We start from the raw sequence: 25,553 nt of genomic DNA on the forward strand, positions 1-25,553 counted from the left end.
GGGTAGAAGGAATTTGCAGATGGCTTCGATTATCAAGAACCGCGCAGTGATCGACGATGCATGGCAGGTCGTGCGCGCGGCGGAAGACGGTGCGCTGCCCGCGGTCGACGCGTTGCCGGCCGGCAAGGTGCTGGTGCCGTTCGCGTTGTGGCAGGCCGAGCGTGCGGCGCTCGTCGCCGCGAAGACGAAGGACGAACTCGGCGTGTGGCTCGCGCCGGACAGCGAGCCGGCCGATCTCGTGGCCGACTTCGGCGCGATCTCGCTGATCGCCGTCGACTTCCCGCGCTTCGCGGACGGCCGCGGCTACAGCATCGCGCGCCTGCTGCGCGAGCGTCATGGCTGGACCGGCGAGCTGCGCGCGATCGGCGACGTGCTGCGCGACCAGTTGCTGTACATGTCGCGTTGCGGCTTCGACGCGTTCGCGGTGCGTGCCGACAAGGACATCCACGACGCGCTGAATGCGTTCACCGAATTCACGCAGCGTTACCAGGGCGCATTCGACGAGCCGGCGCCGCTGTTCCGCCGCCGCGAGGCCGCGTCCGACGCCAAGGTGAGCGCATGAGCACCGCGACCGCCACCGCGCTGACGCCGGAACTCGCCGCGAAGGTCGAGCGCCTCGACGCGCTGCTCGCGCAGATCGGCGAGCGTCACGACAAGGTGAAGTTCGCGAGCAGCCTCGCCGCGGAAGACATGCTGCTCACGCACGCGATCCTGTCGAAGGGCGTGCCGATCGGCATCTTCTCGCTGAACACGGGCCGCCTGCACGCGGAAACGCTCGGCATGATCGACCGGGTGCGCGAGCGCTACGGCTACGAGATCGAGCAGTTCCATCCGCAGCAGGACGCGGTCGACCGGTACGTTGCCGAGCACGGCCTGAATGCGTTCTACGAGAGCGTCGAGCTGCGCAAGTCGTGCTGCCACATCCGCAAGGTCGAGCCGCTGAACCGTGCGCTGGCCGACGTCGGCGCGTGGGTGACGGGCCAGCGCCGCGAGCAGTCGGTCACGCGCGCGGAGCTGCACGAGGAAGAACAGGACGAAGCGCGCGGGATCGCGAAGTACAACCCGCTCGCCGACTGGACGGAAGCCGACGTGTGGGCGTACCTTAAGGCGTTTGACGTGCCGGTCAATCCGCTGCATGCGCGCGGCTACCCGAGCATCGGCTGCGAGCCGTGTACGCGTGCGATCCGCCCCGGCGAGGACAGCCGCGCGGGCCGCTGGTGGTGGGAGTCGCGCGACACGAAGGAATGCGGGCTGCACATCACGACGATCACGCCGATTCCCGCGAATGCCGAAGCCGGCGCCGCGCACTGAAAGCCGACAAGAAACTGAATATTGCGTCGCCCGCGACAGCGGGCGGCACGAACCCAGAAGAGAAGGACTGAAATCATGAGCACGACGCTCGAGCAATCCGCCTTTGCCCCGCCCACCGGCGCCGACAGCCGCATGGGCCACCTCGACTGGCTCGAAGCCGAGTCGATCCACATCCTGCGCGAACTGGTTGCCGAATGCAGCAAGCCGGCACTGCTGTTCTCGGGCGGCAAGGACTCGGTCGTCGTGCTGCACCTCGCGCTGAAGGCGTTCGGCCTCGGCGCGAACCGCAAGACGACGCTGCCGTTCCCGCTCGTGCACATCGACACGGGCCACAACTACGAGGAAGTGATCGACTTCCGCGACCGTCGTGCGCAAGAGCTCGGCGCCGAGCTGGTGGTCGGCCATGTCGAGGATTCGATCAAGCGCGGCACGGTCGTGCTGCGCCGCGAAACCGATTCGCGCAACGCCGCGCAGGCCGTCACGCTGCTGGAAACGATCGAGCAGCACGGTTACACGGCGCTGATCGGCGGCGCGCGCCGCGACGAAGAGAAGGCGCGCGCGAAGGAGCGCATCTTCTCGTTCCGTGACGAATTCGGCCAGTGGGACCCGAAGGCGCAGCGCCCGGAGCTGTGGAGCCTGTACAACGCCCGCCTGCACAAGGGCGAGCACCTGCGCGTGTTCCCGATCTCGAACTGGACCGAGCTCGACGTGTGGCAGTACATCGCGCGCGAGAACCTCGAATTGCCGTCGATCTACTACGCGCACCAGCGCGAGATCGTGCGCCGCAACGGGCTGCTCGTGCCGGTCACGCCGCTCACGCCGATGCGTGACGGCGAGACGAGCGAGCTGGCGCAGGTGCGCTTCCGCACGGTCGGCGACATCAGCTGCACGTGCCCGGTCGAGAGCGACGCGGACGACGTCGAGAAGATCATCGCCGAGACGGCGGTGACCGAGATCACCGAGCGCGGCGCGACCCGGATGGACGATCAGGCCTCCGAAGCCGCGATGGAACAGCGCAAGAAGCAAGGTTATTTCTGAAGCACACGAGGACATTCACATCATGAGCATCATCGAGAACACCGAAGACCTCGGCGTGTTGCGCTTCATCACCGCGGGCAGCGTCGACGACGGCAAGAGCACGCTGATCGGCCGCCTGCTGTACGACAGCAAGGCCGTGCTGTCCGATCAGCTGTCCGCGCTGTCGCGCGCGAAGAACAAGCGCACGGTCGGCGACGAACTGGACCTCGCGCTGCTGACGGACGGTCTGGAAGCCGAGCGCGAGCAGGGCATCACGATCGACGTCGCGTACCGCTACTTCGCGACCGCGAAGCGCAAGTTCATCATCGCCGACACGCCGGGCCACGAGCAGTACACGCGCAACATGGTGACGGGCGCGTCGACCGCGCACGCGGCGATCATCCTGGTCGACGCGACGCGCATCACGGTCGAGAACGGCGTCGTGCAACTCCTGCCGCAGACCAAGCGCCACAGCGCGATCGTCAAGCTGCTCGGGTTGCAGCACGTGATCGTCGCGATCAACAAGATGGACCTCGTCGACTACAGCGAGGCGCGCTTCAACGAGATCCGCGACGCGTACGTCGCGCTCGCGAAGCAACTCGGCCTGACCGACGTGCGCTTCGTGCCGGTGTCGGCGCTCAAGGGCGACAACATCGTCGGCGCGAGCGAGCGCATGCCGTGGTACGCGGGCGAGCCGCTCCTCGACGTGCTCGAATCGCTGCCGGTCGAGACGCAGGCGCATGACGCGCTGCGCTTCCCGGTGCAGTGGGTCGCGCGCCAGGACGGCAGCTCGGCCGACGATTTCCGCGGCTACATGGGCCGGATCGAGTCGGGCGAAGTGAAGGTCGGCGACGAGATCGTCGTGCTGCCGTCGAACCGCACCGCGACGGTGGCCGAGATCGTCGCGCCGGTGCCCGGCGGCACCGCGGCGGTTGCGCACGCGTTCGCGGGCCAGACCGTGACGATCCGTCTCGAACAGGATGTCGACGTGTCGCGCGGCGACATGCTCGTCACGACCGCCGAGCCGGTCGAGCCGGCCAAGAAGCTCGAGGCCGACCTGTGCTGGTTCGACGAGGCGCCGCTGTCGCCGCAGCGCAAGTACCTGCTGAAGCAGACCACCAGCACGGTGTTCGCGAAGATCGGCGCGGTCAAGCAGGTGCTCGACGTGCATACGCTGTCGCACGCGACCGACCGTCAGGAACTGAAGATGAACGACATCGGCCGCGTGGCGCTGACGCTGCAGAAGCCGATCGTCTGCGACACCTACGATGCGCATCCCGGTACGGGCGCGTTCGTGCTGATCGACGAGGCGACCCACCACACGGTCGCCGCGGGCATGATCCGCGCGTTCTCGGCGTAATCGTCAATCGGCGCGGCGGCGAACCGGCCGCCGCGGCAGGACCCTAACGAAGCGACAAACATGGGCAAGGTGTATCTGATCGGAGCAGGGCCGGGCGCCGCGGACCTCATCACGGTGCGCGGCATGCGGCTGCTCGAGCAGGCCGACGTCGTGCTGCACGACGCGCTCGTCGAGCCCGCGATGCTCGACTATGCGCCGAACGCGCGCAAGATCGCGGTCGGCAAGCGCTGCGGGCAGCGCTCGACCGCGCAGCATTTCATCAACAAGCAGATCGTCGACGCGGCGCGCGAGCACGCGTGCGTCGTGCGGCTGAAGGGTGGCGATCCGATGCTGTTCGGCCGCGCCGAAGAGGAAATGCGCGCGCTCGAGGCGGCCGGCATCGACTACGAGGTCGTGCCGGGCATCACCGCGGCGCTGGCCGGCGCGGCGACGCTCAAGCGTTCGCTCACGTTGCGCGGCGTGTCGCGCAGCGTCGCGTTCGCGACGCACAGCCGCGCGCCGGGCAGCGACGAGATCCGCGAAGCCGCGCGTGCCGATTCGATCGTCTACTACATGGGCCGCGACAGCGCGCCCGGCATCGCGCAGGAACTGATCGACGCCGGCCGTGCGCCCGCGACGCCGGTGGCGATCGTCGAGGCCTGCAGCACCGCGCGCGAACGCACGCTGACGCTCACGCTCGCGCAGATGGCGGCCGGCGACGCGCAGGCGTGGCTCGATCCGGCGGAACCGAGCCTGCTGATGATCGGCGATGCATTCGCCGAACGCGCACGGCTGGCGCAGGCGGGTGCTCCGGTGCGCAATGCCGCCTGAGCGCGGCTCGAACGCGGTCCGAAACGAAAAAAGCGCTGGCAACCGCCAGCGCTTTTTCTTTGGCTGCGCGGAAAGCGCGGCCTACGCGTCGCCGCCGAGTTGCCCGACGCAATAGCGCGCGACCGCGTCGAGCACGCCGTCGTCTTCGCCGACGGCCGTCGCGCAGCGGATCTCGACGCCCGGATGCGCGGCGCGGCATGCGTCGACGAGCTGCGGCAGGTCGCGGCGGACATGGCCGCCCTGGCCGAAGAATACGGGCACCACGGTGATGCGCGTGCAGCCGGCCGCGACTTGCGCGGCCACGGCGTCACCGAGCGACGGCGTCATCAGTTCGAGGAAGGCGAGCGACACCTGCGCGGCAGGGGAGCCGGCGCCGCGCAGCCGCGCGGCCAGCCGCTCGAACGGCTCGGCCCAGCGCGGGTCGCGGGCGCCGTGGCCGAACAGGACGATACCGTGCGAATGCATGTCGAAGCCTCCGTCGCGACGCGGCGCTCAGTGCCGGTCGACCCACTTGAGCGCGAACAGGCCGAGCGCGAGATAGATGAGGCCCGGCGTCGCCGCGGTGAGCGGCGCGGGCCACGTATTCAGCGTGCCGATGTGCGAGAACAGCGTGTTGAGCAGCTGGAAGCTCATGCCGAGCATGATGCCGCCGAACACCTTCACGCCGACCACGCCGGCGCGCGTATGCAGGTACGCGAACGGCAGCGACAGCACGAGCATCACGAACACCGCGAACGGATACAGCAGCTTGCGCCACAGTGCGATGTCGTAGCGCTGCGTGTCCTGCTGGTTCTCGCGCAAGTGCTGGATGTAGCGGAACAGGTTGATGATCGACATGCGCTCCGGCGACACGAGCAGCACCGACAGGATCTGCGGCGTCAGGTCGGAGCGCAGCCGGTATTCGGGCAGCGACACCTGCTGCCACCGGTACACGGGGTTCAGCGCATCGGCCGGCTGGCCGCTGATCGGCTTGATCGGCGTCAGCTCCGTCTCGGTGACGCCCTTCAGCAGCCAGTGGCCGGGCGGCTCGTAGCGGCCCGTCTGCGCGATGCGCACGTTCCGCAGCTGGAATTTCGAGTCGAATTCGTAGATGCGCACGTTGCTGATCGTCGAGTCGGGCGACAGGCTGCCGACGTTGACGAAGCGCGTGACCTGCTCGCCGTTCTCGCGGGCCGCGAGCGTGTCCTTCACCCACACGCCCGACTGGAAGTTCGACGACACCGATGCGCCGAGCGCCTGCAGCCGCACGCGTTCGGACAACTGGTCGGCGTACGGGCCGACGAATTCGCCGATCAGGTAGGTGACGATCACGAGCGGCACGCCGATCTTCAGCAGCGAGCGCAGCGCCTGGTTGGTCGCGAGGCCCGACACGCGGAAGATCGTGAATTCCGAGTTCGCGGCCATCTGCGCGAACACGTAGATCGCGCTGATCAGCGCGGCGACCGGGATGATCTCGTAGAAGCGCGACGGCGTCTGCAGCGCGACGCGCAGCACCGCGTAACCGAACTTGTAGTTGCCGTGCCCGACCGAGTTCAGCTCGCTGATCAGGTCGAAGAAGAAGAACAGACCCGAGAACGCGAACAGGATGAAGATGAACGTGATGTAGATCTGTCGCGCGAAGTACTTTTCATAGAGCCGCATCGATCATGCTCCCGAGCGGCCGAACAGCGCGCGTGTCAACAACGGACGATTGCGCACGCGCAACCAGAAAATGAACGCGACGATCGCCGCGACGATGACGTGCAGCCCGACGAGCCCGACGCCGAACGACATCTTGCCCTGCTCGATCTGCGCCTGCACGACGTTCAGCAGGTTCGAGTACGTGAGGTAGATCAGCACGGCCATCACGAGGTTGATCGTGCGGCTGCGGCGCGGGTTCTGGTACGAGAGCGGGATGCCGAGCACCATCAGGTTGATCGCGATCAGCGGCAGCCCCGCGCGCCACGCGAATTCCGCGAGGTTGTCGCGCGTCGGGTTGCGCAACAGGTCGGGCGTGGGCGTGCTGTTGGTGGTCTGCACGTTGGTGACGGGCTTGCTCGTGATCTTCACGCCGTAGCGCTCGAACTCCATGATCTTGAAGTTCGGCTGGCCGGGCGTGCCGTCGTAGCGGCGGCCGTCCTCGAGGACGACGAAGCGATCGCCGTCCTTCGAGGTTTCCGTATGGCCCGTCTGCGACACGACCACGTTGACCTTGCCGTTTTCCGTCGACGTGACGAACACGTTCTGGACCTTGCTCTGGTCCGGCGACATCTTCTCGATGAAGAACACGCGATGGTTCGCGGCCGATTCGCGGAACTGGCCCGGCGCGAGCAGCGAGATTTCGTCGCGCTGCTGGAAGCGCGCCTTGATCATCTTGCTCTGCTGGTTCGACCACGGCCAGCCGACGAACGCGAAGAAGGTGATCAGCAGGATGATCGGCGCGGCGAACACGCCGATCGGTTTGATGAGGCGCGTGAGGCTCACGCCGGACGCGAGCCACACCACCATTTCGGAGTCCCGGTACCACCGGGTCAGCACGAACAGGATCGACACGAACAGCGTGACGACGAGCATCACGGCGAGATAGCCGATCACGGTCAGGCCGATCAGCACGAGCACGTCCCGCGGATCGATTTCGCCGGACGCGGCGTAGCCGACGATGCGAATCATCATCGTCGTGAGCATGATCGTGAGCAGCACCATGAACACGGCGCCAGCCGTATACGCAAGCTCGCGCTGGAGGGAGCGTTCGAAGATCATTCTTGATGAGAAGAGGGCGGGAGGCTGCGCACGCGTGGTGGAGCGCTCGCGCCGCCACGGGAAAAATAGCGGATAATTGCGGCTTTCATCCTTAGCCCAGATTTTATCCGAGGACAAGCGCGATGGACTTTAGCATAAAAGGCTGTGATTGGAGCAAAGGCGAGGCCAAGGGGTTCCTGACCGGGAAGTCCGACTGCATCGTGCTCGGCATCTTCGAGGCGCAGACCCTGTCGGGCGCGGCGCTCGACATCGACACGGCCACCAAGGGACTGATCTCGCGCGTGGTGAAGGCCGGCGACATGGACGGCAAGCGCGGCAAGACGCTGTTCCTGCACGAAGTGTCGGGCATCGGCGCGTCGCGCGTGCTGCTGGTCGGGCTCGGCAAGCAGGATGCTTTCAATCAGAAAGCCTATAACGATGCGGTGACGGCCGCCTGGCGCGCGCTGCTGGCGACCAAGGTCGTCCAGGTCACGTTCTCGCTCGCGCAACTGCCGGTCGACGAGCGCAGCTCCGACTGGGGCGTGCGCGCCGCGATCCTCGCGCTGCGCAACGAGACCTACCGCTTCACGCAGATGAAGAGCAAGCCGGAACCGGCGTCGCACACGCTCAAGCGCGTCGTGTTCAGCGTCGACCCGGCGGACGAAAAGGCCGCGAAGGTCGCGGTCAAGCAGGCCGTCGCGCTTGCGAACGGGATGGATCTCACCCGCGACCTCGGCAACCTGCCGGGCAACGTCTGCACGCCGACCTATCTCGGCAACACCGCGAAGAAGATCGCGAAGGATTGGGGCCTGAAGGCCGAAGTCCTCGGGCTCAAGCAGATCCAGGCGCTGAAGATGGGGTCGTTCCTGTCGGTCGCGCGCGCGTCGGTCGAGCCGCCGCAGTTCATCGTGCTGCACTACCAGGGCGCCGCCGCGAAGGCCGCGCCGGTCGTGCTGGTCGGCAAGGGCATCACGTTCGATACGGGCGGCATCTCGCTGAAGCCGGGCGAGGGCATGGACGAGATGAAGTACGACATGTGCGGCGCGGGCTCGGTGCTCGGCACGATTCGCGCGGTCGCCGAGATGGGCCTGAAGATCAACGTCGTCGCGATCGTGCCGACCTGCGAGAACATGCCGGGCGGCAATGCGACGAAGCCGGGCGACATCGTCACCAGCATGAAGGGGCTGACGATCGAGGTGCTGAACACCGACGCCGAAGGCCGCCTGATCCTGTGCGACGCACTCACGTACGCCGAGCGTTTCAAGCCGGCCGCCGTGATCGACGTCGCGACGCTGACGGGCGCCTGCGTGATCGCGCTGGGCGGCCACAACAGCGGGCTGTTCTCGACGAACGACGCGCTCGCGGGCGAACTGCTCGACGCGTCGCGCGAGGCGAACGACCCGGCATGGCGCATGCCGCTCGACGACGAGTACCAGGATCAGCTGAAGTCGAATTTCGCGGATCTCGCGAACATCGGCGGGCGCCCGGCCGGCGCCGTGACGGCCGCGTGCTTCCTGTCGCGCTTCACCGAGAGCTACCCGTGGGCCCACCTCGACATCGCGGGCACCGCGTGGAAGGGCGGTGCCGCGAAGGGCGCGACGGGCCGTCCGGTGCCGTTGCTCGCGCAGTTCCTGATCGACCGCGCCGGCCAGTGATGGCGGGGCTGACGACGCTGCGGGTGCGCGGGCCATGACGCGGATCGATTTCCACTCGAACGTCGGCGATTCGCTCGCGTACGCGTGCCGGCTGCTGCGCAAGGCCTATCAGGCCGGGCAGCCGGTCGTCGTGCTCGCGGAGCCCGCGCGCCTGCGCGCGCTCGACGAGCGGCTCTGGACGTTCTCGCCGCTCGATTTCATCCCGCATTGCGGCGTCGACAGCGAGCATGCAGCCGGCACGCCGATCGTGCTGGCCGCCGATCTCGATCGCGCGCCGCATCATCACGTGCTGCTGAACCTCGGCGCGACCGTGCCCGCGCAGTTCGCCCGCTTCGAGCGCCTGCTCGAAGTGGTCGGCAACGCGCCGGACGAGCTGGCCGCGGGCCGCGACCGCTACCGGTTCTACCGCGACCGCGGCTACGCGCTGAACAACTACAAGCAGGGCGGCTAGCCGCAACCGTCGACGGAGTGTTCCCGTGACAGAAGCCGATTCATCCTCGATCCCGACACTGACCGACGTGCTGGTGCCGGGCAAGCCGGCGTCGGCGCGTTCGTCCGCGTCCGCCGCCGCCGCGCCGCACGACCGCGCGGCGATTCCGGTGCTCACCGACGTGATCGCACCGGGCGCCGCCGCTGCCGCGCCGGCCGATTCCCGTCAAACCGAAGCCGACCCCGATTCCGTCGTGGTCGAACGCGTCCCGACGCCGCACGTGCCGGCCGTCGAGCTGCCGGGCGACGTGGCGACGCCGGCCGCCGCGGGCGAGACCGATGCGCCGGCCGAACCCGGCGCCGCGGAGCGCGTGGTCGCCGAAGAGGCCGGGGCGACGATGGCGCCGCTGCGCTCGTCGCTGGTCAATGACGACCTGCCGCAGCCCACGTTCGCCGCGATGGTGCACGAAGCGGCCGGGCACGCGCCCGGTACGGCGATGCCAGAGGCGGTCCTGCCGAGCGCAGCGCCGCAGCCGGATGCGCAGGCCGCGGACGGGCTGACGCCGGAAGATGCACAGCACATCGCCGAACGGCTGCGCAATCGCCTGACGAATTATCTGACCGGGGCCGGGCGCGAGGCCATCGAAGCGCGTTGTCGCGATGCGCTGCACGAGCATTCGGCCTGGCTGGTCGGCCAGGTCACGCGCGAAGTCGCGCTCGCGCTGGAAACCGAGGTGATGGACTGGGTGCGCGATGCGGTCGATGAAGAGATCGCCCGTCGTCGCGCCGGTCATTCCGGCTGAACGGGCCATCGTTCGCGAACGGGGAGCAGGTGCGGTAAGCGCCTGTGAAGCCGCCGGGAAGGCGCTGGCCAGTCGTTACAGGGCTGCCTTCTTGCGGCGCCCTGCACCCGACGGGGGGCGCCGCGCCGCTATCCGGTTCAGCGTACCGACAGCACCCACTGCGCGAGCGTGTGCGCTTCGGTGCTCGTCAGTTGCGTATTGGCGGGCATCGGCACGCTGCCCCACACGCCGACGCTGCCTTTCACGATCGATTGCGCGAGGTAATCGACGGCATCGCCACGCGCCGCGTACTTGCCGGCGATGTCGCGGAACGCCGGGCCCATCAGCGGCTTGCCGATCGCATGGCAGGCCATGCAGTTCCTGCGCTGCGCCAGGACGAGCCCGTCGGCCTGGTCGGCACGCGCCGCCGCCGCGCTGCCGGTCAGCAGCGTCGCGAGCAGCACGCGCAATATCGTCTGTTTCATGCGGTTCTCCGCCGGCGGGGACGGCCGGCTTCATGGTCCGCGCATTATAGAAGCAAAGGGGAAGCAGGTTTTGCGCGTTCCCCAGGCGGCCCCCCCTTTATCGGGGCCGCATGCGATGGTGTCCCTGCCTCAGCCCGTGACCGCCCCCTGGTTCGCCGGCCGCGCGAGCGCCGCGAATTTGGCGAGCACCCCGCGCGTATAGCGCGGCGCCGGTTGCCGCCACGCGGCGCGGCGGCGTGCGAGTTCCGCCTCGTCGACGTTCAGTTGCAGCAGCAGCCGGTGCGCGTCGATCGTGATCGAATCGCCTTCCTGCACCAGCGCGATCGTGCCGCCGACGAACGCCTCCGGCGCGACGTGGCCGACCACCATGCCCCAGGTGCCGCCCGAGAAGCGGCCGTCCGTGATGAAGCCGACCGATTCGCCGAGCCCCTTGCCGATGATCGCGGAAGTCGGCGCGAGCATTTCCGGCATGCCGGGGCCGCCCTGCGGGCCGAGGTAGCGCAGCACGAGGATGTCGCCCGCGCGGATCCGGTCGCCGAGGATCGCGTCCATCGCGCTCTGCTCGTCGTCGAACACGCGCGCCGGGCCCGTGATCACCGGGTTCTTCAGGCCGGTGATCTTCGCGACCGCACCGTCTTCCGCGAGATTGCCCTTCAGGATCGCCAGGTGGCCTTCCTTGTACAGCGCGCGGTCGATCGGGAGGATCACGTGCTGATCCGCGCGCGGCACGCTCGGCACGTCCTTCAGCTCGTCGGCGATCGTGCGGCCGGTGATCGTCATGCAGTCGCCGTGCAGCAGCCCCGCATCGAGCAGGATCTTCAGCACCTGCGGAATCCCGCCGGCCCGGTGCAGGTCGGTCGCGACGTACTGTCCCGACGGCTTCAGGTCGCAGATCACCGGCACGCGCTTGCGGATGCGCTCGAAGTCGTCGATCGTCCAGTCGACCTCGGCCGCGTGCGCGATCGCGAGATAGTGCAGCACCGCATTGGTCGACCCGCCGGTGGCCATGATCAGCGACACCGCGTTCTCGATCGATTCCTTCGTGATGATGTCGCGCGGCTTCAGGTCGCGCTTCACCGCCTCGACCAGCACGCGCGCCGATTCGGCGGCCGAATCGACTTTCTCCTGGTCGGGGTTCGCCATCGTCGACGAATACAGCAGCGACATCCCGAGCGCCTCGAACGACGAGCTCATCGTGTTCGCGGTGTACATGCCGCCGCACGAACCCGACGTCGGGCACGCGTTCTTCTCGACGCCTTCGAAATCCTCCTGCGACATCCGGCCCGCGGTGAATTCGCCGACGGCCTCGAACGACGACACGATCGTCAGGTCGCGGCCTTTCCAGTTGCCCGGGCGGATCGTGCCGCCGTACACGTAGATGCCCGGCACGTTCAGGCGCGCGAGCGCGATCATGCCGCCCGGCATGTTCTTGTCGCAGCCGCCGACCACCACCACGCCGTCCATCCACTGGCCCTGCACGCAGGTCTCGATGCAGTCGGCGATCACTTCGCGCGACACGAGCGAATACTTCATCCCTTCGGTGCCCATCGACATGCCGTCCGAAATCGTCGGCGTGCCGAAGATCTGCGGATTCGCGCCGGCCGCCTTCACGGCCGCCACGGCCGCATCCGACAGGCGCTGCAGGCCGGAATTGCACGGCGTGATCGTCGAATGGCCGTTCGCGATGCCGACCATCGGTTTGTCGAAATCGTCCTTCTGGTAGCCGAGGGCGTAATACATCGAGCGGTTCGGCGAACGGGCCACGCCTTGCGTGATGTGCTTCGAGCGGCGGTTGTACGACATGGGGGACTCCATCGTTGTATGGGCGTCACCCTGAAGGGCGCGCCGGTTCGGATCGAACAAGCATGGAGTTTCCCGATTGGGATGTCCAATATATTATTTGTCGCCTATTAAGTCGTTTTTCGAATGAGTCGAACATGGCCGATCCGATCCCCGACCTGCGCCAGTGGCGCTATTTCGCGACCGTCGCCGACGAGCGCCACTTCGGTCGCGCGGCCGAGCGCCTGTCGATGACGCAGCCGCCGCTGTCGCAGGCGATCCGCGCGCTCGAGGACGCGTTGGGCGTCGCGCTGTTCGTGCGCACCAAGCGCTCGGTGGCGCTGACGGCGGTCGGCGCGGCGTTGTTGCCGGACGTGCACCGGCTGCTGGCGTCGGCCGATGCACTGCCGCCGCTCGCGCGACGGCTCGCACGCGGGGAGGCCGGCTCGCTGTCGCTCGCATTCGTGTCGACCGCCGATTACGGGCTGTTGCCGTCTTTGCTGCGTGCGTTCGGCGCGCGCTACCCGCAGGTGCGGTTGCAGCTCGCCGAAGCGACGAGCGACGTGCAGATCGACGAACTCGTCGCCGGGCGCATCGACGCCGGGCTCGTCATTCCGCCCGTGCCGCCGCGTCACGCGGCCGGGCTGTCGTACCTGCCGGTCGTGCGCGAGCCGCTGGTGGTCGCGATGCCGGCCGGGGCGTCCGATGCGCCCGAGGACGCGCCCGTGCAGCTTGCCGATGTCGCCGCGTTGCCGCTCGTGATCTTTCCGCGCCGTTTGGCGCCCGGCTTTTATGACATCATTACGGGCTGCTACGGCGCGGCGGGGGCAACCCCGCGCATCGGCCAGGAGGCGATCCAGATGCAGACGATCGTCAGCCTCGTGTCGGCCGGCATGGGCGTCGCACTGGTGCCGCAATCGCTGCGTAACCTGCGGCGCACCGGCGTGGTCTACCGGCCGCTCGCCGGCTCTGCGCCGGTCGTCGAGACGGGGCTCGTGTGGCGCACCGGCGACGTGAGCCCCGTGCTCGCCGGTTTCATCGACGTCGTGCGCGCACAAGGTCTTGCCGCGTGACGTGAACGATGGCGCGCGGGCGCCGTCCAACGCGCGGTGCTGCGCGTGCGACGGCCGTACCGTATTCGAAAACTTCTTCGCTAACCCATGATCATTCACCCGAATTTCGACCCCGTTGCGATCCATCTCGGGCCGCTGGCCGTGCGCTGGTACGGCCTCATGTATCTCGTCGGCTTCATCGCGGCGATCGTCGTCGGCCGGATCCGCCTGAAGCTGCCGTACGTCGCGGCGCAGGGCTGGACCGCGAAGGACATCGACGACATGATGTTCTACGGCGTGCTGGGCACCGTGCTCGGCGGCCGGCTCGGCTACGTGCTGTTCTACAAGGCCGATTTCTACTTCTCGCACCCGCTCGACGTGTTCAAGGTGTGGGAAGGCGGCATGTCGTTTCACGGCGGCTTCCTCGGCGTGACGCTCGCGATGATGCTGTTCGCGTGGCAGCGCAAGCGGCACTGGCTGCAGGTCACCGATTTCGTCGCGCCGATGGTGCCGACCGGGCTCGCGGCGGGGCGGCTCGGCAACTTCATCAACGGCGAACTGTGGGGCCGCGTGACCGATCCGACGGCGCCGTGGGCGATGCTGTTCCCGGGCGCGATGCGCGACGATGCGGCATGGCTGCCGAAGCACCCGGCACTCGTGGAGAAGTGGCATCTCGCCGACGTGTTCATGCAATACCAGATGCTGCCGCGCCATCCTTCGCAGCTCTATGAAATCGCGCTCGAAGGTATCGCACTGTTCTTCGTGCTGTTCCTGTTCGCGCGCAAGCCGCGGCCGATGGGCGCGATATCGGCACTGTTCCTGATCGGTTATGGCCTCGCGCGCTTCACGGTCGAGTTCGCGCGCGAACCCGACGACTTCCTCGGTCTGCTGGCGCTCGGCCTGTCGATGGGGCAGTGGCTGTCGCTGCCGATGATCGTCGCGGGGGTCGCGATGATGGTCTGGGCGTATCGCCGCCGCGCGGCGAACGCGAATGCGGCTGCATGAAGTGATTACGTGACGCGGTATCGATGCACGCGTGATCGGCGCGTGCATCGGCTGCACGGAGGTACATGAAAAACGCCGGCCCTCGGGCCGGCGTTTTCGTTTCCGACAACTGCGCGACGCGCGTTACTTCATCTGCACGGAGCCGTTGACGGTGACCGACACGGTGGCCTTGCCGCCTTCGACCGCGATCGGCGCGCTCATCTTCGCGCTGTCCATCGGCGCCGCGGCCATCGCCATCATGCGCGTGTACGGCTGCACGTTGCGGCCGCTGCCGACGTTCACGTCGCGGATCGTGTAGCTGCTGTAGCCGAACGCCTTCGCGGCTTCGTCCGCGCGGGCGCGGAACGACTTGATCGCTTCCGTCGTGAGCTTTTGCTCGGCCGCGCGCTGCGCTTCCGGCGACAACGAGAACTCTACGTTCGCGACCTGCATCAGGTTCGACAACTGGCCTGCCAGCTTCGACGCCGCGGCGAAATCGCGCGATTCGAGCGCGACCTCGGTGCGGCCGCGCCATGCGGAGATCTTGCCGTCGCGATCGGTGCTCGGATACACGGAGAACGCACCCGTATGCGCGGTGACGCCCGACACGCCCTTCGCCTGCGACAGCGCCGCGTCCGCGCGCTGGTTCAGCTGCGCGGTGAGGCTGCCCGGATCCTTGGCCTGCTGCTCGTAGAACAGCGTGATGTGAATGATGTCCTGCGGCACGTCGGCACTGGCCTGCGACGAAAGCGACAGCACGCCCGCCGGCTCCGGAAAGTGCGGGTTCGCCGTCTGGGCGTGCGCGGCGGGCGACGCGAGCGTCAGCGCGACGGGAACGGCGGCGGCAAGGGCGAGCGACAGCGCGAGTGCGGATTTCTTGGTCATTGTTGGACTCCTTGTGCGAGGGCGCGCACGCGGATCACGCGTGCACGACGCGGGCGTACCGCGCGACGAAAAAAACGACAGCCGGCCCGATCGGCCGACAGCGGTTGCTTAGGCCGTGCGAACCGGCCGCGAGTTCCGTCGCGGCGGCGTGTACTGACCAGATTTGACCTTTGGCGCGCGGCCTACTTCATCAACTTTTCGGTGATGAAGCGCCATTCCGCCCGCGTGACCGGCGTGATCGACAGCCGGTTGCCGCGGGCGAGCACGCGCATGTCGGCCAGCTCGTCGTGCTCGCGCAGCGCGGCGAGCGGCACGAGCGGCGACTTCTTCACGAAGCGCACGTCGACGAGCAGCCAGCGTGGCGCTTCCTGCGTCGATTTCGGATCGTAATAGGGGCTTTTCGGATCGAACTGCGTGGGATCGGGGTAGGGCGTCGACGATACTTCGGCGAGGCCCGCGATGCCCGGCTCGGGGCAGCTCGAGTGATAGAACAGCACGCCGTCGCCGATCTTCATCGTGTCGCGCATGAAATTGCGCGCCTGATAGTTGCGCACGCCGGTCCACGGCAGCGAGCGCTGCGGTGCGTTGGCGAGATCGTCGATGCTTGCTTCGTCCGGTTCGGACTTCATCAGCCAGTATTGCATGGATCGTAATCGACGCAGAATGGGCATGAGGGTCTGTTTGCATGCGGAACGCGCATGCGTTGCCACGAGGACGGCCGTTCTCGTGGCAACCCAAACTAAAAATTCAATCCACGGGAATGCCCGAAATCGCCCGTATGGCGGCGTCGCTCGTCACTTGTTTGGCTCGGCCAAACGGCGCTCCTCGCTTCTTGCCTGCGCCCCGCAAGGACGTCCCCTCGGGGGACGAGCGATTTCGGGCATTCGCATGCGCGTTCCGCATGCAAACAGACCCTCAAAAGGAAACGGCATCGGAAGTTCCCGATGCCGTTGGATAGGCCCCCGCCTTGGCCGCTAGGCCGGCATCCTGAACCTGAGGTTCAGAATTGGTCGCAGTTAGCAGCACTTCGGGTACATCAGACAGAGTGACGCGCGCGCCCGTGCTACAAATTTCCGCAACCGTGCACATGGCATTGGTTCAAGGAATATATGACCTTGGCGAACCAGGCAGGGAAGCTGACTGAACTGTGATTCGATGCGCCAATTTGACCACCGTTGACCGTCGAGATCAAGGGGAATCGACGCATCGTTTGAAACGTTACTGCGTCTCGTGCTGTGCGAGCACCGCACCGAGTTGTTCGTTCATCTGGTGCATTGTACGACGGATTTCCTCCGCCGGAAATGCTTCACCATGCCGCACGCTCGTTTGCAGCCGCAGCAATTCCGATGCGAGCGACAGCGCCGCCATCACCGCGATGCGATCGGTGCCGCGTACCGAGCTGTTCGAGCGGATTTTCGACATTTCGGCGTCGACGCGCGCGACCGCTTCGAGCAGCGCCGCTTCGGTCTCGGCCGAACAGGCGAGCCGATAGGGCTGACCGAGAATCGAGACTTCGATCTGCTTGGTGCTCATGCATGTTCTCCGTGGCTGGCCGCGTCATCGCCATCCGTGCGCGCCTGCGCATCCAGCAGGTCGAGCTGGTTGTCGGCTTGCTCCGCGCTCTTCGAGCGCGGCAGCTTTTCGAGAATCGCGTTCAGTTTCACCTGGGCGTCGTCGATCTTCGCCGACAGCGTGTCGCGCTCGGCCGCGAGCGCATTGCGTTCGTCGCGCAGCTGCGCGAGTTCCGCGCGGACCGTGTCCGCTTCCGCGCGCAATTGCGCGACCTGCTCCTCGAGCGCGAGCCGTTCCGAGTGATAGCGCTTGTTCAGCGAAATCAGACGGCCAATATTTTGAGATAGGGTTTCGAGTTCGTTGAGCATTTGCTGCGTCCTCTAAAGACCCAGCATTTTAGCGCGGAATAACGCGCAATCCGACATCTGTAACGTTTCCAGTCGTAACACCCCTGCTTCTTGCCGCGAATAGGCGCGTCCCGCGTGTCTCCGGACGCTTCCTTGACGCTCGCGCGACCGGCTCCTAAACTGGCGCCGCCTCGGTGCTCGCGCGCAGGACGCGCGGTTAAACGGGAAGCAGGGTGCGGGCTCCGCGAGCGCGTCAACCTGCGCTGCCCCCGCAACGGTAAGCGGCCGCGTCGCATGACGCAGGCCGGCTCGGGCGCGTTTCGCGTGCAGGTCGCACGCGGGCGCGGGCCACTGCGCGTCATCGCGCGGGAAGGCGAGCCGGACCGCCGCCAGCCCGGATACCGGCCGAGACGGGGAGCCCGCACGGGCTCCATGACGCGCGGCCTGCGGGGAAGCGGGGCGCGCAATGCTTCACGGAACGTTCTTCGATGCCGACCCCAATCGTCCGCCACGCGCCCCCGTCGCGCCCGGCCGGCCCCTGCAAGCGGATGCGCCGTGCGTCGGGCGCGCGGCCGTGCGCCGCATGAGCGCCGCACGTGCCACTGTCATCTGGGCCGCGCTGGCCGCCGTGGTCGCATTGCTGTTCGTCGCGTCGCTGTCGATCGGCAGCGTGCCGATGTCGCCGTGGCAGGCACTCGCTTCGCTCGTGCCGCACGGCGGCGATACCCTGTTTGCCGATATCGTCCGCACGCTGCGCCTGCCGCGCGCGCTCGCGGGTTTCGCGTGCGGCGCGCTGCTCGCGCTGGCCGGCGCGTTGTTGCAAGTGCTGCTGCGCAATCCGCTCGCGGAGCCGTACGTGCTGGGCGTGTCCGGCGGCGCGGCCGGCTTCGCGCTCGTCGCGATGATCGCGGGCGGCGCGTGGTGGCTCGTCGACGCATCCGCGTTCGCCGGTTCGCTCGTCTCGGTCGCGCTCGTGCTCGGTCTCGCCAGACGCGAGCTGTGGCGCGGCGAATCGCGCGACGCATCGCCGCGGCTGCTGCTCACCGGCGTCGTGATCGCGGCGGGATGGGGCGCGCTCGTCACGCTGTTGCTGTCGCTCGCGCCCGATGCGCGGCTGCGCGGCATCATCTTCTGGCTGACGGGCGACCTGAACGGCGCGACGGCGCCGTGGTTCGCGTGGGGCGCGCTGTTGCTGAGCGCGTGCGTCGCGCTGCCGGCCGCGTCGCAACTGAACGTGCTGCTGCGCGGCGACGCGACCGCGCAGGCGCTCGGCGTGCCGGTCGCGCGGCTGCGCGTGCGGATCTATCTCGTCGCGTCGCTGGCCGCCGCCGCTGCCGTGACGACGGCCGGCACGATCGGCTTCGTCGGGCTCGTCGTGCCGCATGCGCTGCGGCTCGCGTTCGGCAACGACCAGCGGATGCTGCTGCCGGCCGCGATGCTCGCGGGCGGTGGCGGCGTGATGGCGGCCGACCTGCTCGCGCGCACCGCGATCGCGCCCGCGCAACTGCCGGTCGGCGTGATGACCGCGTTGATCGGCGTGCCGGTGTTCCTGTGGATGTTGCTGAGGAGGCCGATGCGATGACGGGCGCCACATCGTACGCCGCCGCCGGCGACATGCACTACAGGGCCGTCGACCTGACATTGAAGGCCGGCGCGCGCACGCTGCTCGATCGCTTCACGCACGCGTTCCGCCCCGGCGAGATCTGGTGCGTCGCCGGCCCGAACGGCGCGGGCAAGACGACGCTGCTCGCCACGCTCGCGGGATTGCAGCCGCCCGCTGGCGGACACGTCGAGATCGACGGCCGGCCGCTTGCCGCGTGGCGTCCCGAGCACCTCGCGCAGCGCCGCGCGCTGATGCCGCAGCAATTGCACGATGCGTTCAGCGCGACGGTGTTCGACACGGTGCTGCTCAACCGCTTTCCGTATCTCGGCGGCTGGGGCTGGGAGCGCGACGACGACCGCGCGGCCGCGCGCGATGCGCTGGCGACGTTCGACCTGAGCCCGCTCGCGGCGCGCGACGTGATGTCGCTGTCGGGCGGCGAGCGGCAGCGGGTCGCGCTGGCCGCGACGCTGTGCCAGGATGCGCCGCTGATGCTGCTCGACGAACCGCTCGCGCATCTCGACCTGCATCACCAGATCGACTGCCTGACCGCGCTCGCCGCGTGGCTCGCGGCAGGCCCGCGCACGGTGGTGTTTTCGTGTCACGACCTGAATCTCGCGCGGCGTTTCGCGACGCATGCGCTGCTGCTCGACGGCCGCGGCCAAGCGTGGGCCGGCCGCGTGCACGACGTGCTGACGCCCGAGCGCGCGAGCGACGCGTTCGGCTATCCGCTCGTGCTGATCCGCGAGAACGGCCGCGATGCGCTGCTGCCCGCATGGCCTGCGCGACAATGACGTTTCCCGTTCCGATTTTTCCGATGCGCGGCGCATGCCGCGCGCACGACACGGCTTCTCGATGACGACTCCGACCCAATTCCCGCCCGCGATCGCGCCGCTCGACGACGCACTGCGCAAGCGTCTCCAACATGTGATCGACCACAAGACCAAGCCGCCCGGCAGCCTCGGTCAGCTCGAGGCGGTCGCGCTGCAGATCGGCCTGATCCAGCATACCGAACGGCCGGTCGTGCAGCGGCCCGCGACGATCGTGTTCGCGGGCGACCACGGGATCGCGGCCGAGGGCGTCAGTCCTTATCCGCAGGCGGTGACCGCGCAGATGGTCGCGAACTTCCTGGCCGGCGGTGCGGCGATCAACGCGTTTTCGGGTGTCGCGCAGAGCACGCTCGAGATCGTCGATGCGGGCGTCGCGTCGCCGCTGCCGCTGTCGGACCGGCTGGTGTCGCTGCCGGTCGCGCGCGGCACGCGCAACTTCGCGGCGCAGCCGGCGATGACGCGCGACGAGGCGATGGCCGCGCTGGCCGCCGGCGCGGCGCGCGTTCGCCTGCACGCGTCGCTCGGCACGAACGTGATCGGCTTCGGCGAGATGGGGATCGCGAACACGTCGTCGGCCGCGTGCCTGATGAGCCGTCTGCTCGACGTGCCGATCGACGCATGCGTCGGCCGCGGCACGGGGCTCGACGATCAGGGCCTCGCGCACAAGCGCGCGGTGCTCGGCCGCGCGCTCGTCAAGCATTCGCATGCGATCGCGCCGCTCGACGTGCTCGCGACGTTCGGCGGCTTCGAGATCGCGATGATGACGGGCGCGTACCTCGCGGCCGCGAGCGAGCGGATGACGATCCTCGTCGACGGCTTCATCGCGACCGCCGCGCTGCTCGTCGCCGAGCGCATCGCGCCCGGCGTGCGCGACTACTGCGTGTTCTCGCATACGTCGCACGAGGCCGGCCATCGGCGCATGCTCGAGCATTTCGGCGCGAAGCCGCTGCTCGCGCTCGACCTGCGGCTCGGCGAAGGCACGGGCGCCGCGCTCGCGCTGCCGCTGGTGCGCGCGGCGGCCGCGTTCCTGAGCGAGATGGCGAGTTTCGAATCCGCCGGTGTCGACAATCGTGACGCCTGAGCGCGCGCGCGGCATGCGAGCCGAACTGCGCTACTTCTTCGTCGCGCTCGGCTATTTCACGCGCGTGCCCGTGCCGCGCTCGATCGGCTATGCGGCCGGCGATCTCGACCAGGCCGCGCGCTATTTCCCGCTCGTCGGCGCTTGCGTCGGCGCATGGGGCGCGCTGGTCTATCTCGTCGCGCTGCGCGCGCTGCCACCGTCGATCGCGGTCGGGCTGTCGATGGCCGCGACGCTGCTCGCGACCGGCGCCTTCCACGAAGACGGTCTCGCCGACAGTTGCGACGCGTTCGGCGGCGGCTACACGCGCGACGACGTGCTGCGCATCATGCACGATTCGCGGATCGGCACGTTCGGTGCGGTCGCGCTCGTGATCGCGCTCGGGCTGAAATGGCAGGCGCTGACGTCGATGCTGCCGCTGCGCGCCGCATGGACGATGATCGCCGCGCATGCGGCGAGCCGCGCGATGGCCGTGAGCCTGCTGATGACGCTCGACTACGTGCGGCCCGAAGGCAAGGCGAAGCCGGTCGCGCAACGGATGGACGCACGCGCGGCGTGCGTCGCGGCGGTGTTCGGACTGCCGTGGCTGTTCTGGCCGGACTGGCGCATGGGCGTTGCCGCATGCGTGGCGCTCGTCCTGGTGCGCGCGTGGCTGGCCCGCTACTTCGTGAAGCGGATCGGCGGTTATACGGGCGACTGTCTCGGTTTCGCGCAGCAATTGGGCGAATTGGCGATCTATCTCGTGGTGCTCGGATGGACATCGTCCTGATCCGCCATCCGGCCGTCGGCATCGAGCCGGGCATCTGCTACGGGCGCAGCGACGTGCCGCTCGCCGAATCGGCCGATGGCGGCGCGCAGGCCGTGCGTGCGCATCTGTCGACACTCGGTGCGCCGTTGCCCGAACAGGTCTGGACGAGCCCGCTGACGCGTTGCGCGTCGATTGCCGAACGGCTCGCGCGGGCACTCGACGTGCCGCTGCGGCGCGATGCCGACTGGCAGGAAATGGATTTCGGCGCGTGGGAAATGCAGCGCTGGGACGATATCGACCGCGCGGCACTCGATGCATGGGCGGCCGACCTGATGCATGCGTGCGCGCACGGCGGCGAAAGCGTGGCGCGATTCGTCGCGCGGATTGCGCGGCAGGCCGATGCGATGGCGAAGCTCGACGGCCCGCAATGGGTCGTCACGCATGCGGGCGTGATCCGCGCGTTCGCGTCGCATCTATTGCGTGTGCCGCTCGATACGCTGCTGTCGCGGCCGGTGCCGACGGGCGGGGCCGTCTGGCTGCGCGCGGACGACGACGCACATGCAGCGGAAGTCGTGCACTGGGACGCGTAGGCGCGGTTGCGTCTGCAGATGACCGACGCCGCGCAGGACCGATCCGTCGCGCTCGCCCGGCGCATCCGATATCGATGCGCGATGCACCCGCCCGCCGCCGGACATCAGCGCGCCGGCCGCCGCGCACGCGCGGCATCCAGGTCCTCGCACAGCGCGGCCGCGCCCTGCGCGATGCGCGGCGACGGCCGCGTCAGCAGATCGCCGTCGATCGCGAACAGGTTGTTGCGCGCCACGGCCGTCAGCGCGGGCCACGCACGCCAGCGCGCGAGGCTCGGCAGCGGTTCGTTCGAACGGGTCGCCCCGGCGCTCGTTGTCACGATCGCTTCCGGATTCGCCACGAGCACGGCTTCGTCGGTCACGGTCGGCGCGAGCGGCTTGAGCGACGCAAATACGTTGCGGCCGCCGCAGAGTTCGAACACTTCGTTGATCAGGTGCGTGCCGTTGAGCGTCGTCAGCGGGCGGTCCCACGCCTGGAAGAACATCGAGACGGGCGGGCGTGCCGCGTAGCGTGCGCGCAGGGCCGCGATGTCGCGCATGAAGGCGGCCGCGGCGGCATCGGCGGTCGATTGGGTGCCGAGCAGCGTGCCGAGCCGGCGCAGCGACGACGATACGTCGTCGAGATGCTTCGGTTCACTGAAGAACAGCGGAATGTGCAGCGCGCGCAGCGCGTCGGTCTGCCGCTCGGCGTTGCCGTGCCGCCAGACGACGATCAGGTCGGGCTTTAGCGCGGCGATGCGTTCGAGGTCGAGCGCCTTGTTGTCGCCGACGCGCGGCACCGCTTGCGCGGCGGGCGGATAGTCGCTGTACGTGACGGTGCCGACGAGCTTCGCACCGCCGCCGGCCGCGTAGACGAGTTCGGTCGCGTGCGGCGCGAGGCTGATCACGCGTTGGGCAGGCGCGGGCAACGTGACCGTATTGCCGGCGTCGTCGCGCGTCGAGACGTCGGCGTGGACGAGCGGCGCATGAACGAGCGCGGCCAGCAGCGCGGCCGGCGCGAGCCGACGGAACATGCGCGGACTCATGCGGACGCCTGCAGCAGGGGTACGCATTGCGCGAGCGCGTCACCGAGGCGCTGCCATTCGGCTTCGCTGCCCGGCAAGCCGACGCGCACGCTCGACGGGGCCGGGAAGTGCCGCGTCCAGATCCCGTGCGTCGCAAGCGCCGCATGCAGCGCCGCGGCGCGCGGGTCGTCGGTCCAACTGAAGAGCGGCGTCGCGCGGACCGCGAAGCCGTGCGCGCGCAGCAGCGCGGCCAAACGTTCGCCGTCGGCCGCGAGCCGCTCGCGGGCGGCAGCTTGCCACGCGCGATCGGCGAATGCCGCGGCGACCGCGTGGCGCGCGGGGCCGCCGACCGTCCACGCGCCTAGCGTGTCGCGCAGCGCGGCGATCAGCGCGGGATGCGTGAGCACGAAGCCCGCGCGAATGCCGGCAAGCCCGAAGAACTTGCCGACCGAGCGCAGCACGACGAGCCCCGGACGATCGACCCGCGGCGCGAGCGATGGCGCGGCGCCCGTGTCGGCGAACGCTTCGTCGACGATCAGCGTACCGCCGCGTGCCGCCAGTTGCGCATGCCAGCCGAGCAGGCGCGCGGTCGGCACGAATTCGGCGGTCGGATTGTTCGGATTCCCGACGATGACGTGACGCAGCGTCGCGGGCAGCGTATCCGCGTGGATGTCGAGCGCGACGACGCGATGGCCGTGGCGCGCGAACGCGGGTGCGTATTCGCCGTACGCGAGCGCCGCGACGCCGGCGTCGCCGGCCGGCAGCAACGCCGGCAACGCGCGGATCGCGGCCTGGCTGCCGGCGACCGGCAGCACGTGCGCGGGATCGGGCGCGTGGTAGTACTGCGCGGCGCAGGCCGCGAGACCGTCGCCGTCGTCGGGCAGCCGGCGCCAGGCGTCGGCCGGCACGGGGGGCACCGGGTAGCCGATCGGATTGATGCCGGTCGACAGATCGAGCCACGCGTCGTACGGAATGCCGTGGCGGCGGGCGGCTTCATGCAGGTTGCCGCCGTGCGCGATGGATGAATCAGACATGATGGGTGGCCATGACGAGTGCGCCGCTCGCGACCAGCAGCGCGAGCCACAGCGCGAGCGTGCGCGTGACGAGCGACAGCGCGGCGACGATGTGAAGGGCGGTGGCCGTGGCCCCGGTGCCGAGCACCGGGCGATCCTCGATTTCGCCGTGATAGACGGCCGGGCCGCCGAGCTGCACGTTCAGGCTGCCGGCGCCCGCGGCCATCACGGGGCCCGCGTTCGGGCTGTCCCAGTGGCGCGCCTGCGTGCGCCAGCAGCGCCATGCGGCGGCCGTGTCGCCGAGCAGCGCGTAGCTCGCGGCGGTGAGCCGCGCGGGCATCCAGTTCAGCGCGTCGTCGAGGCGCGCGGCGGCCCAGCCGAAGGTCAGGAAGCGCGGCGTGCGGTAGCCCCACATTGCGTCGAGCGTGTTCGCGAGCCGGAACAGCAATGCGCCGGGGCCGCCCGCGACGACGAACCAGAAGAGCGCGCCGAAGATCGCGTCGTTGCCGTTTTCGAGCGCCGATTCGACGGCCGCGCGCGACAGCGCACCTTCGTCCGCGTTGCTGGTGTCGCGCGACACGATGCGCGCGGTCAGCGCGCGTGCCGCGTCGAGGTCGCGCCGCAGCAGCGCGGCAGCGATCGGCGCGACGTGCTCGGCGAGGCTCTTCGCGCCGAGCGCGAACCACAGCAGCGCGACGTGCAGCGCAGCGGCGAACGGCCAGGGCAGCACGGCGACGAGCCATGCCGCGACGGCCACCGGCGGCACGACCGCCGCGAGCCACGCGGCGACGCCGATCACACGGCCGCGCCGGCCCGTGTTCAACGCGGCTTCGATGCGCGCGGCGAGGCGGCCGAACGCGACGAGCGGATGCCAGCCGGCCGGCTCGCCGATGGCGCGGTCGACGATCGCGGCCGCGACCGCGAGCATCGCGACGACCGGCAGCGACAGCATCAGCATGACCGCGCTCCCGCCTTGAGGTCGAGCGGCAGCCCGGCAACCAGCAGCGTGACGCGCGTCGCGAGCGCGGCGACGCGCTGGTTCAGGCGCCCGAGCTCGTCGACGTAGCGGCGCGTGACCGACCCGAGCGGCACGACGCCGAGCCCGATCTCGTTGCTGACGACGATCACCTTCGCGCGTGCGCCGCGCAACGTGTGCTCGAGCCGCTCGACCTGCGCCGCGTAGTGCGCATCGTCGAGCGGTTCGCCGTCGGCGGGGCACAGCAGGTTCGTGAGCCACAGCGTCAGGCAGTCGACGAGCAGGCACGCGTGCGGATCGTCGAGCCGCGCGAGCGTGCCCGCGAGATCGATGGGCGCGTCGGCGAACCCCCATTCGGCCGGCCGGCGCGCGCGGTGATGCGCGATGCGCTGCGCGAATTCGGCATCGGCATCGGCGGCGGTGGCGGTCGCGATGTAGGTAACGGGGCGGCCGCTGTCGGCGGCGAGCCGCTCGGCATGCGCGCTCTTGCCCGAGCGCGCGCCGCCGAGGACGAAGGTGAGGTCGTGCGGAATCATCGCGTGATTGTAACGGCGCGCACGACCCGGCGCGGGCGATAATGCCGCCTTTGCT

At 68.9% G+C, this 25,553-nt stretch carries 28 protein-coding genes, 1 other RNA gene and 1 riboswitch; of the genes, 15 read left to right on the forward strand and 14 right to left on the reverse strand.

The genetic code is table 11. The features are described from left to right. Positions 1-19: 19 nt before the first annotated feature. The 5 genes from H0X95_RS09265 to cobA all read left to right on the forward strand — a co-directional run bounded on the left by H0X95_RS09265 (position 20) and on the right by cobA (position 4,498). Positions 20-562, forward strand: a complete 543-nt coding sequence (locus H0X95_RS09265; protein WP_059721387.1) for a DUF934 domain-containing protein — start codon at positions 20-22, stop codon at positions 560-562. Continuing rightward, positions 559-1,311 carry a phosphoadenylyl-sulfate reductase gene (locus H0X95_RS09270; RefSeq protein WP_006484803.1) on the forward strand — a complete coding sequence of 251 codons (753 nt, stop codon included), beginning with the start codon at positions 559-561 and terminating at the stop codon, positions 1,309-1,311. The genes H0X95_RS09265 and H0X95_RS09270 overlap by 4 nt, the downstream gene beginning before the upstream one ends. 75 nt (positions 1,312-1,386) lie before the next feature. After that, on the forward strand, positions 1,387-2,349 hold the full coding sequence (gene cysD / locus H0X95_RS09275) for a sulfate adenylyltransferase subunit CysD (protein WP_006478076.1): 963 nt from the start codon (positions 1,387-1,389) through the stop codon (positions 2,347-2,349). Between the two features lie 22 nt (positions 2,350-2,371). Continuing rightward, positions 2,372-3,688: a sulfate adenylyltransferase subunit 1 gene (locus tag H0X95_RS09280; protein ID WP_006484806.1), complete on the forward strand. Its 1,317-nt coding sequence runs from the start codon at positions 2,372-2,374 to the stop codon at positions 3,686-3,688. Positions 3,689-3,748: 60 nt separating this feature from the next. After that, a complete protein-coding gene (gene cobA, locus H0X95_RS09285; protein WP_006484807.1) occupies positions 3,749-4,498 on the forward strand; it encodes a uroporphyrinogen-III C-methyltransferase in 750 nt (249 codons plus the stop codon). Between the two features lie 81 nt (positions 4,499-4,579). On the opposite strand, the gene H0X95_RS09290 is transcribed toward cobA, so the two are convergent. The 3 genes from H0X95_RS09290 to lptF are packed head-to-tail and all read right to left on the reverse strand — an operon-like array spanning position 4,580 to position 7,237. Then, positions 4,580-4,963, reverse strand: coding sequence for a sirohydrochlorin chelatase (locus tag H0X95_RS09290; RefSeq protein ID WP_006484798.1), 384 nt, complete (start codon positions 4,961-4,963; stop codon positions 4,580-4,582). A gap of 27 nt (positions 4,964-4,990) precedes the next feature. Beyond that, positions 4,991-6,139, reverse strand: a complete 1,149-nt coding sequence (gene lptG, locus H0X95_RS09295) for an LPS export ABC transporter permease LptG (protein WP_196446032.1) — start codon at positions 6,137-6,139, stop codon at positions 4,991-4,993. A gap of 3 nt (positions 6,140-6,142) precedes the next feature. After that, positions 6,143-7,237, reverse strand: a complete 1,095-nt coding sequence (gene lptF / locus H0X95_RS09300; RefSeq protein WP_006484800.1) for an LPS export ABC transporter permease LptF — start codon at positions 7,235-7,237, stop codon at positions 6,143-6,145. Positions 7,238-7,359: 122 nt separating this feature from the next. Between lptF and H0X95_RS09305 the strand changes: the two genes are divergently transcribed. The 3 genes from H0X95_RS09305 to H0X95_RS09315 are packed head-to-tail and all read left to right on the forward strand — an operon-like array spanning position 7,360 to position 10,103. After that, positions 7,360-8,871 (forward strand): leucyl aminopeptidase, encoded by a 1,512-nt coding sequence (locus tag H0X95_RS09305; protein WP_006484797.1) that lies wholly within the window; start codon positions 7,360-7,362, stop codon positions 8,869-8,871. Between the two features lie 34 nt (positions 8,872-8,905). Beyond that, on the forward strand, positions 8,906-9,322 hold the full coding sequence (locus H0X95_RS09310) for a DNA polymerase III subunit chi (RefSeq protein ID WP_006484796.1): 417 nt from the start codon (positions 8,906-8,908) through the stop codon (positions 9,320-9,322). Positions 9,323-9,347: 25 nt separating this feature from the next. Then, positions 9,348-10,103, forward strand: coding sequence for a DUF2486 family protein (locus tag H0X95_RS09315; protein WP_059721386.1), 756 nt, complete (start codon positions 9,348-9,350; stop codon positions 10,101-10,103). Positions 10,104-10,240: 137 nt separating this feature from the next. On the opposite strand, the gene H0X95_RS09320 is transcribed toward H0X95_RS09315, so the two are convergent. After that, complete coding sequence (locus H0X95_RS09320) at positions 10,241-10,567, reverse strand: c-type cytochrome (RefSeq protein ID WP_034201455.1); 327 nt, start codon at positions 10,565-10,567, stop codon at positions 10,241-10,243. Between the two features lie 129 nt (positions 10,568-10,696). Next, the gene (gene ilvD, locus H0X95_RS09325) at positions 10,697-12,370 is read right to left on the reverse strand and encodes a dihydroxy-acid dehydratase (RefSeq protein WP_059721385.1); all 1,674 of its coding nucleotides are present in this window, start codon (positions 12,368-12,370) and stop codon (positions 10,697-10,699) included. A 134-nt stretch (positions 12,371-12,504) separates the two neighbouring features. Here ilvD and H0X95_RS09330 point away from each other — a divergent pair, with 134 nt between their 5' ends. Together H0X95_RS09330 and lgt are read left to right on the forward strand one after the other, a co-directional pair. After that, entirely contained in the window at positions 12,505-13,419 is a 915-nt protein-coding gene (locus H0X95_RS09330) for a LysR substrate-binding domain-containing protein (RefSeq protein ID WP_006484440.1), read from the forward strand. Positions 13,420-13,506: 87 nt separating this feature from the next. Next, positions 13,507-14,403 carry a prolipoprotein diacylglyceryl transferase gene (gene lgt, locus H0X95_RS09335; RefSeq protein WP_006484447.1) on the forward strand — a complete coding sequence of 299 codons (897 nt, stop codon included), beginning with the start codon at positions 13,507-13,509 and terminating at the stop codon, positions 14,401-14,403. Between the two features lie 123 nt (positions 14,404-14,526). On the opposite strand, the gene H0X95_RS09340 is transcribed toward lgt, so the two are convergent. The 5 genes from H0X95_RS09340 to H0X95_RS09360 form a co-directional block, all read right to left on the reverse strand. Further along, the gene (locus H0X95_RS09340) at positions 14,527-15,267 is read right to left on the reverse strand and encodes an SIMPL domain-containing protein (protein ID WP_006484449.1); all 741 of its coding nucleotides are present in this window, start codon (positions 15,265-15,267) and stop codon (positions 14,527-14,529) included. A 182-nt stretch (positions 15,268-15,449) separates the two neighbouring features. Continuing rightward, positions 15,450-15,911 carry an EVE domain-containing protein gene (locus tag H0X95_RS09345; protein ID WP_006478090.1) on the reverse strand — a complete coding sequence of 154 codons (462 nt, stop codon included), beginning with the start codon at positions 15,909-15,911 and terminating at the stop codon, positions 15,450-15,452. 311 nt (positions 15,912-16,222) lie between these two features. After that, a non-coding RNA gene (ssrS, locus tag H0X95_RS09350) (6S RNA) lies at positions 16,223-16,404 on the reverse strand. A gap of 81 nt (positions 16,405-16,485) precedes the next feature. Then, the gene (locus H0X95_RS09355) at positions 16,486-16,800 is read right to left on the reverse strand and encodes a cell division protein ZapA (protein WP_006478091.1); all 315 of its coding nucleotides are present in this window, start codon (positions 16,798-16,800) and stop codon (positions 16,486-16,488) included. Next, positions 16,797-17,147 carry an ATPase gene (locus tag H0X95_RS09360; RefSeq protein ID WP_006478092.1) on the reverse strand — a complete coding sequence of 117 codons (351 nt, stop codon included), beginning with the start codon at positions 17,145-17,147 and terminating at the stop codon, positions 16,797-16,799. The genes H0X95_RS09355 and H0X95_RS09360 overlap by 4 nt, the downstream gene beginning before the upstream one ends. A gap of 154 nt (positions 17,148-17,301) precedes the next feature. Continuing rightward, a riboswitch (cobalamin riboswitch) is annotated at positions 17,302-17,550 on the forward strand. 42 nt (positions 17,551-17,592) lie between these two features. Here H0X95_RS09360 and H0X95_RS09365 point away from each other — a divergent pair. From H0X95_RS09365 to cobC, 5 genes are all read left to right on the forward strand, one after another. Continuing rightward, positions 17,593-18,708 carry a FecCD family ABC transporter permease gene (locus H0X95_RS09365; protein WP_048989041.1) on the forward strand — a complete coding sequence of 372 codons (1,116 nt, stop codon included), beginning with the start codon at positions 17,593-17,595 and terminating at the stop codon, positions 18,706-18,708. Further along, the gene (locus H0X95_RS09370) at positions 18,705-19,520 is read left to right on the forward strand and encodes an ABC transporter ATP-binding protein (protein ID WP_006484439.1); all 816 of its coding nucleotides are present in this window, start codon (positions 18,705-18,707) and stop codon (positions 19,518-19,520) included. The genes H0X95_RS09365 and H0X95_RS09370 overlap by 4 nt, the downstream gene beginning before the upstream one ends. Before the next feature lie 61 nt (positions 19,521-19,581). After that, entirely contained in the window at positions 19,582-20,637 is a 1,056-nt protein-coding gene (cobT, locus tag H0X95_RS09375; RefSeq protein ID WP_006496112.1) for a nicotinate-nucleotide--dimethylbenzimidazole phosphoribosyltransferase, read from the forward strand. A 13-nt stretch (positions 20,638-20,650) separates the two neighbouring features. After that, a complete protein-coding gene (locus tag H0X95_RS09380; RefSeq protein ID WP_048989057.1) occupies positions 20,651-21,403 on the forward strand; it encodes an adenosylcobinamide-GDP ribazoletransferase in 753 nt (250 codons plus the stop codon). Next, on the forward strand, positions 21,388-21,972 hold the full coding sequence (cobC, locus tag H0X95_RS09385; RefSeq protein WP_048989042.1) for an alpha-ribazole phosphatase: 585 nt from the start codon (positions 21,388-21,390) through the stop codon (positions 21,970-21,972). Before H0X95_RS09380 ends, cobC begins: the two co-directional genes overlap by 16 nt. A gap of 104 nt (positions 21,973-22,076) precedes the next feature. Here cobC and H0X95_RS09390 read toward each other — a convergent pair whose 3' ends face one another. From H0X95_RS09390 to cobU, 4 genes are read right to left on the reverse strand one after another with little or no spacing between them, the layout of a single operon-like run. Beyond that, positions 22,077-22,994, reverse strand: coding sequence for a cobalamin-binding protein (locus H0X95_RS09390; protein ID WP_059721384.1), 918 nt, complete (start codon positions 22,992-22,994; stop codon positions 22,077-22,079). Next, positions 22,991-24,007 carry a threonine-phosphate decarboxylase CobD gene (cobD, locus tag H0X95_RS09395; RefSeq protein WP_059721383.1) on the reverse strand — a complete coding sequence of 339 codons (1,017 nt, stop codon included), beginning with the start codon at positions 24,005-24,007 and terminating at the stop codon, positions 22,991-22,993. Before cobD ends, H0X95_RS09390 begins: the two co-directional genes overlap by 4 nt. Then, complete coding sequence (cbiB, locus tag H0X95_RS09400; RefSeq protein WP_006496108.1) at positions 24,000-24,944, reverse strand: adenosylcobinamide-phosphate synthase CbiB; 945 nt, start codon at positions 24,942-24,944, stop codon at positions 24,000-24,002. The genes cobD and cbiB overlap by 8 nt, the downstream gene beginning before the upstream one ends. Then, positions 24,938-25,498: a bifunctional adenosylcobinamide kinase/adenosylcobinamide-phosphate guanylyltransferase gene (cobU, locus tag H0X95_RS09405; protein ID WP_059721382.1), complete on the reverse strand. Its 561-nt coding sequence runs from the start codon at positions 25,496-25,498 to the stop codon at positions 24,938-24,940. Before cobU ends, cbiB begins: the two co-directional genes overlap by 7 nt. Between the last annotated feature and the right edge of the window lie 55 nt (positions 25,499-25,553).

Source organism: Burkholderia sp. 9779_493 (assembly GCF_015712215.1).
In the GTDB taxonomy this organism is placed as follows: Bacteria; Pseudomonadota; Gammaproteobacteria; order Burkholderiales; family Burkholderiaceae; genus Burkholderia; species Burkholderia cenocepacia.

What these genes read in the sequence shown, in the direction of transcription:
- H0X95_RS09265 (WP_059721387.1), top strand. Translation starts at nt 20, where the DNA reads ATGGCTTCGATTATCAAGAACCGCGCAGTGATCGACGATGCATGGCAG.
- H0X95_RS09270 (WP_006484803.1), top strand. Translation starts at nt 559, where the DNA reads ATGAGCACCGCGACCGCCACCGCGCTGACGCCGGAACTCGCCGCGAAG.
- cysD (WP_006478076.1), top strand. Translation starts at nt 1,387, where the DNA reads ATGAGCACGACGCTCGAGCAATCCGCCTTTGCCCCGCCCACCGGCGCC.
- H0X95_RS09280 (WP_006484806.1), top strand. Translation starts at nt 2,372, where the DNA reads ATGAGCATCATCGAGAACACCGAAGACCTCGGCGTGTTGCGCTTCATC.
- cobA (WP_006484807.1), top strand. Translation starts at nt 3,749, where the DNA reads ATGGGCAAGGTGTATCTGATCGGAGCAGGGCCGGGCGCCGCGGACCTC.
- H0X95_RS09290 (WP_006484798.1), bottom strand. Translation starts at nt 4,963, where the DNA reads ATGCATTCGCACGGTATCGTCCTGTTCGGCCACGGCGCCCGCGACCCG.
- lptG (WP_196446032.1), bottom strand. Translation starts at nt 6,139, where the DNA reads ATGCGGCTCTATGAAAAGTACTTCGCGCGACAGATCTACATCACGTTC.
- lptF (WP_006484800.1), bottom strand. Translation starts at nt 7,237, where the DNA reads ATGATCTTCGAACGCTCCCTCCAGCGCGAGCTTGCGTATACGGCTGGC.
- H0X95_RS09305 (WP_006484797.1), top strand. Translation starts at nt 7,360, where the DNA reads ATGGACTTTAGCATAAAAGGCTGTGATTGGAGCAAAGGCGAGGCCAAG.
- H0X95_RS09310 (WP_006484796.1), top strand. Translation starts at nt 8,906, where the DNA reads ATGACGCGGATCGATTTCCACTCGAACGTCGGCGATTCGCTCGCGTAC.
- H0X95_RS09320 (WP_034201455.1), bottom strand. Translation starts at nt 10,567, where the DNA reads ATGAAACAGACGATATTGCGCGTGCTGCTCGCGACGCTGCTGACCGGC.
- ilvD (WP_059721385.1), bottom strand. Translation starts at nt 12,370, where the DNA reads ATGTCGTACAACCGCCGCTCGAAGCACATCACGCAAGGCGTGGCCCGT.
- H0X95_RS09330 (WP_006484440.1), top strand. Translation starts at nt 12,505, where the DNA reads ATGGCCGATCCGATCCCCGACCTGCGCCAGTGGCGCTATTTCGCGACC.
- lgt (WP_006484447.1), top strand. Translation starts at nt 13,507, where the DNA reads ATGATCATTCACCCGAATTTCGACCCCGTTGCGATCCATCTCGGGCCG.
- H0X95_RS09340 (WP_006484449.1), bottom strand. Translation starts at nt 15,267, where the DNA reads ATGACCAAGAAATCCGCACTCGCGCTGTCGCTCGCCCTTGCCGCCGCC.
- H0X95_RS09345 (WP_006478090.1), bottom strand. Translation starts at nt 15,911, where the DNA reads ATGCAATACTGGCTGATGAAGTCCGAACCGGACGAAGCAAGCATCGAC.
- H0X95_RS09355 (WP_006478091.1), bottom strand. Translation starts at nt 16,800, where the DNA reads ATGAGCACCAAGCAGATCGAAGTCTCGATTCTCGGTCAGCCCTATCGG.
- H0X95_RS09360 (WP_006478092.1), bottom strand. Translation starts at nt 17,147, where the DNA reads ATGCTCAACGAACTCGAAACCCTATCTCAAAATATTGGCCGTCTGATT.
- H0X95_RS09365 (WP_048989041.1), top strand. Translation starts at nt 17,593, where the DNA reads ATGCTTCACGGAACGTTCTTCGATGCCGACCCCAATCGTCCGCCACGC.
- H0X95_RS09370 (WP_006484439.1), top strand. Translation starts at nt 18,705, where the DNA reads ATGACGGGCGCCACATCGTACGCCGCCGCCGGCGACATGCACTACAGG.
- cobT (WP_006496112.1), top strand. Translation starts at nt 19,582, where the DNA reads ATGACGACTCCGACCCAATTCCCGCCCGCGATCGCGCCGCTCGACGAC.
- H0X95_RS09380 (WP_048989057.1), top strand. Translation starts at nt 20,651, where the DNA reads ATGCGAGCCGAACTGCGCTACTTCTTCGTCGCGCTCGGCTATTTCACG.
- cobC (WP_048989042.1), top strand. Translation starts at nt 21,388, where the DNA reads ATGGACATCGTCCTGATCCGCCATCCGGCCGTCGGCATCGAGCCGGGC.
- H0X95_RS09390 (WP_059721384.1), bottom strand. Translation starts at nt 22,994, where the DNA reads ATGAGTCCGCGCATGTTCCGTCGGCTCGCGCCGGCCGCGCTGCTGGCC.
- cobD (WP_059721383.1), bottom strand. Translation starts at nt 24,007, where the DNA reads ATGTCTGATTCATCCATCGCGCACGGCGGCAACCTGCATGAAGCCGCC.
- cbiB (WP_006496108.1), bottom strand. Translation starts at nt 24,944, where the DNA reads ATGCTGATGCTGTCGCTGCCGGTCGTCGCGATGCTCGCGGTCGCGGCC.
- cobU (WP_059721382.1), bottom strand. Translation starts at nt 25,498, where the DNA reads ATGATTCCGCACGACCTCACCTTCGTCCTCGGCGGCGCGCGCTCGGGC.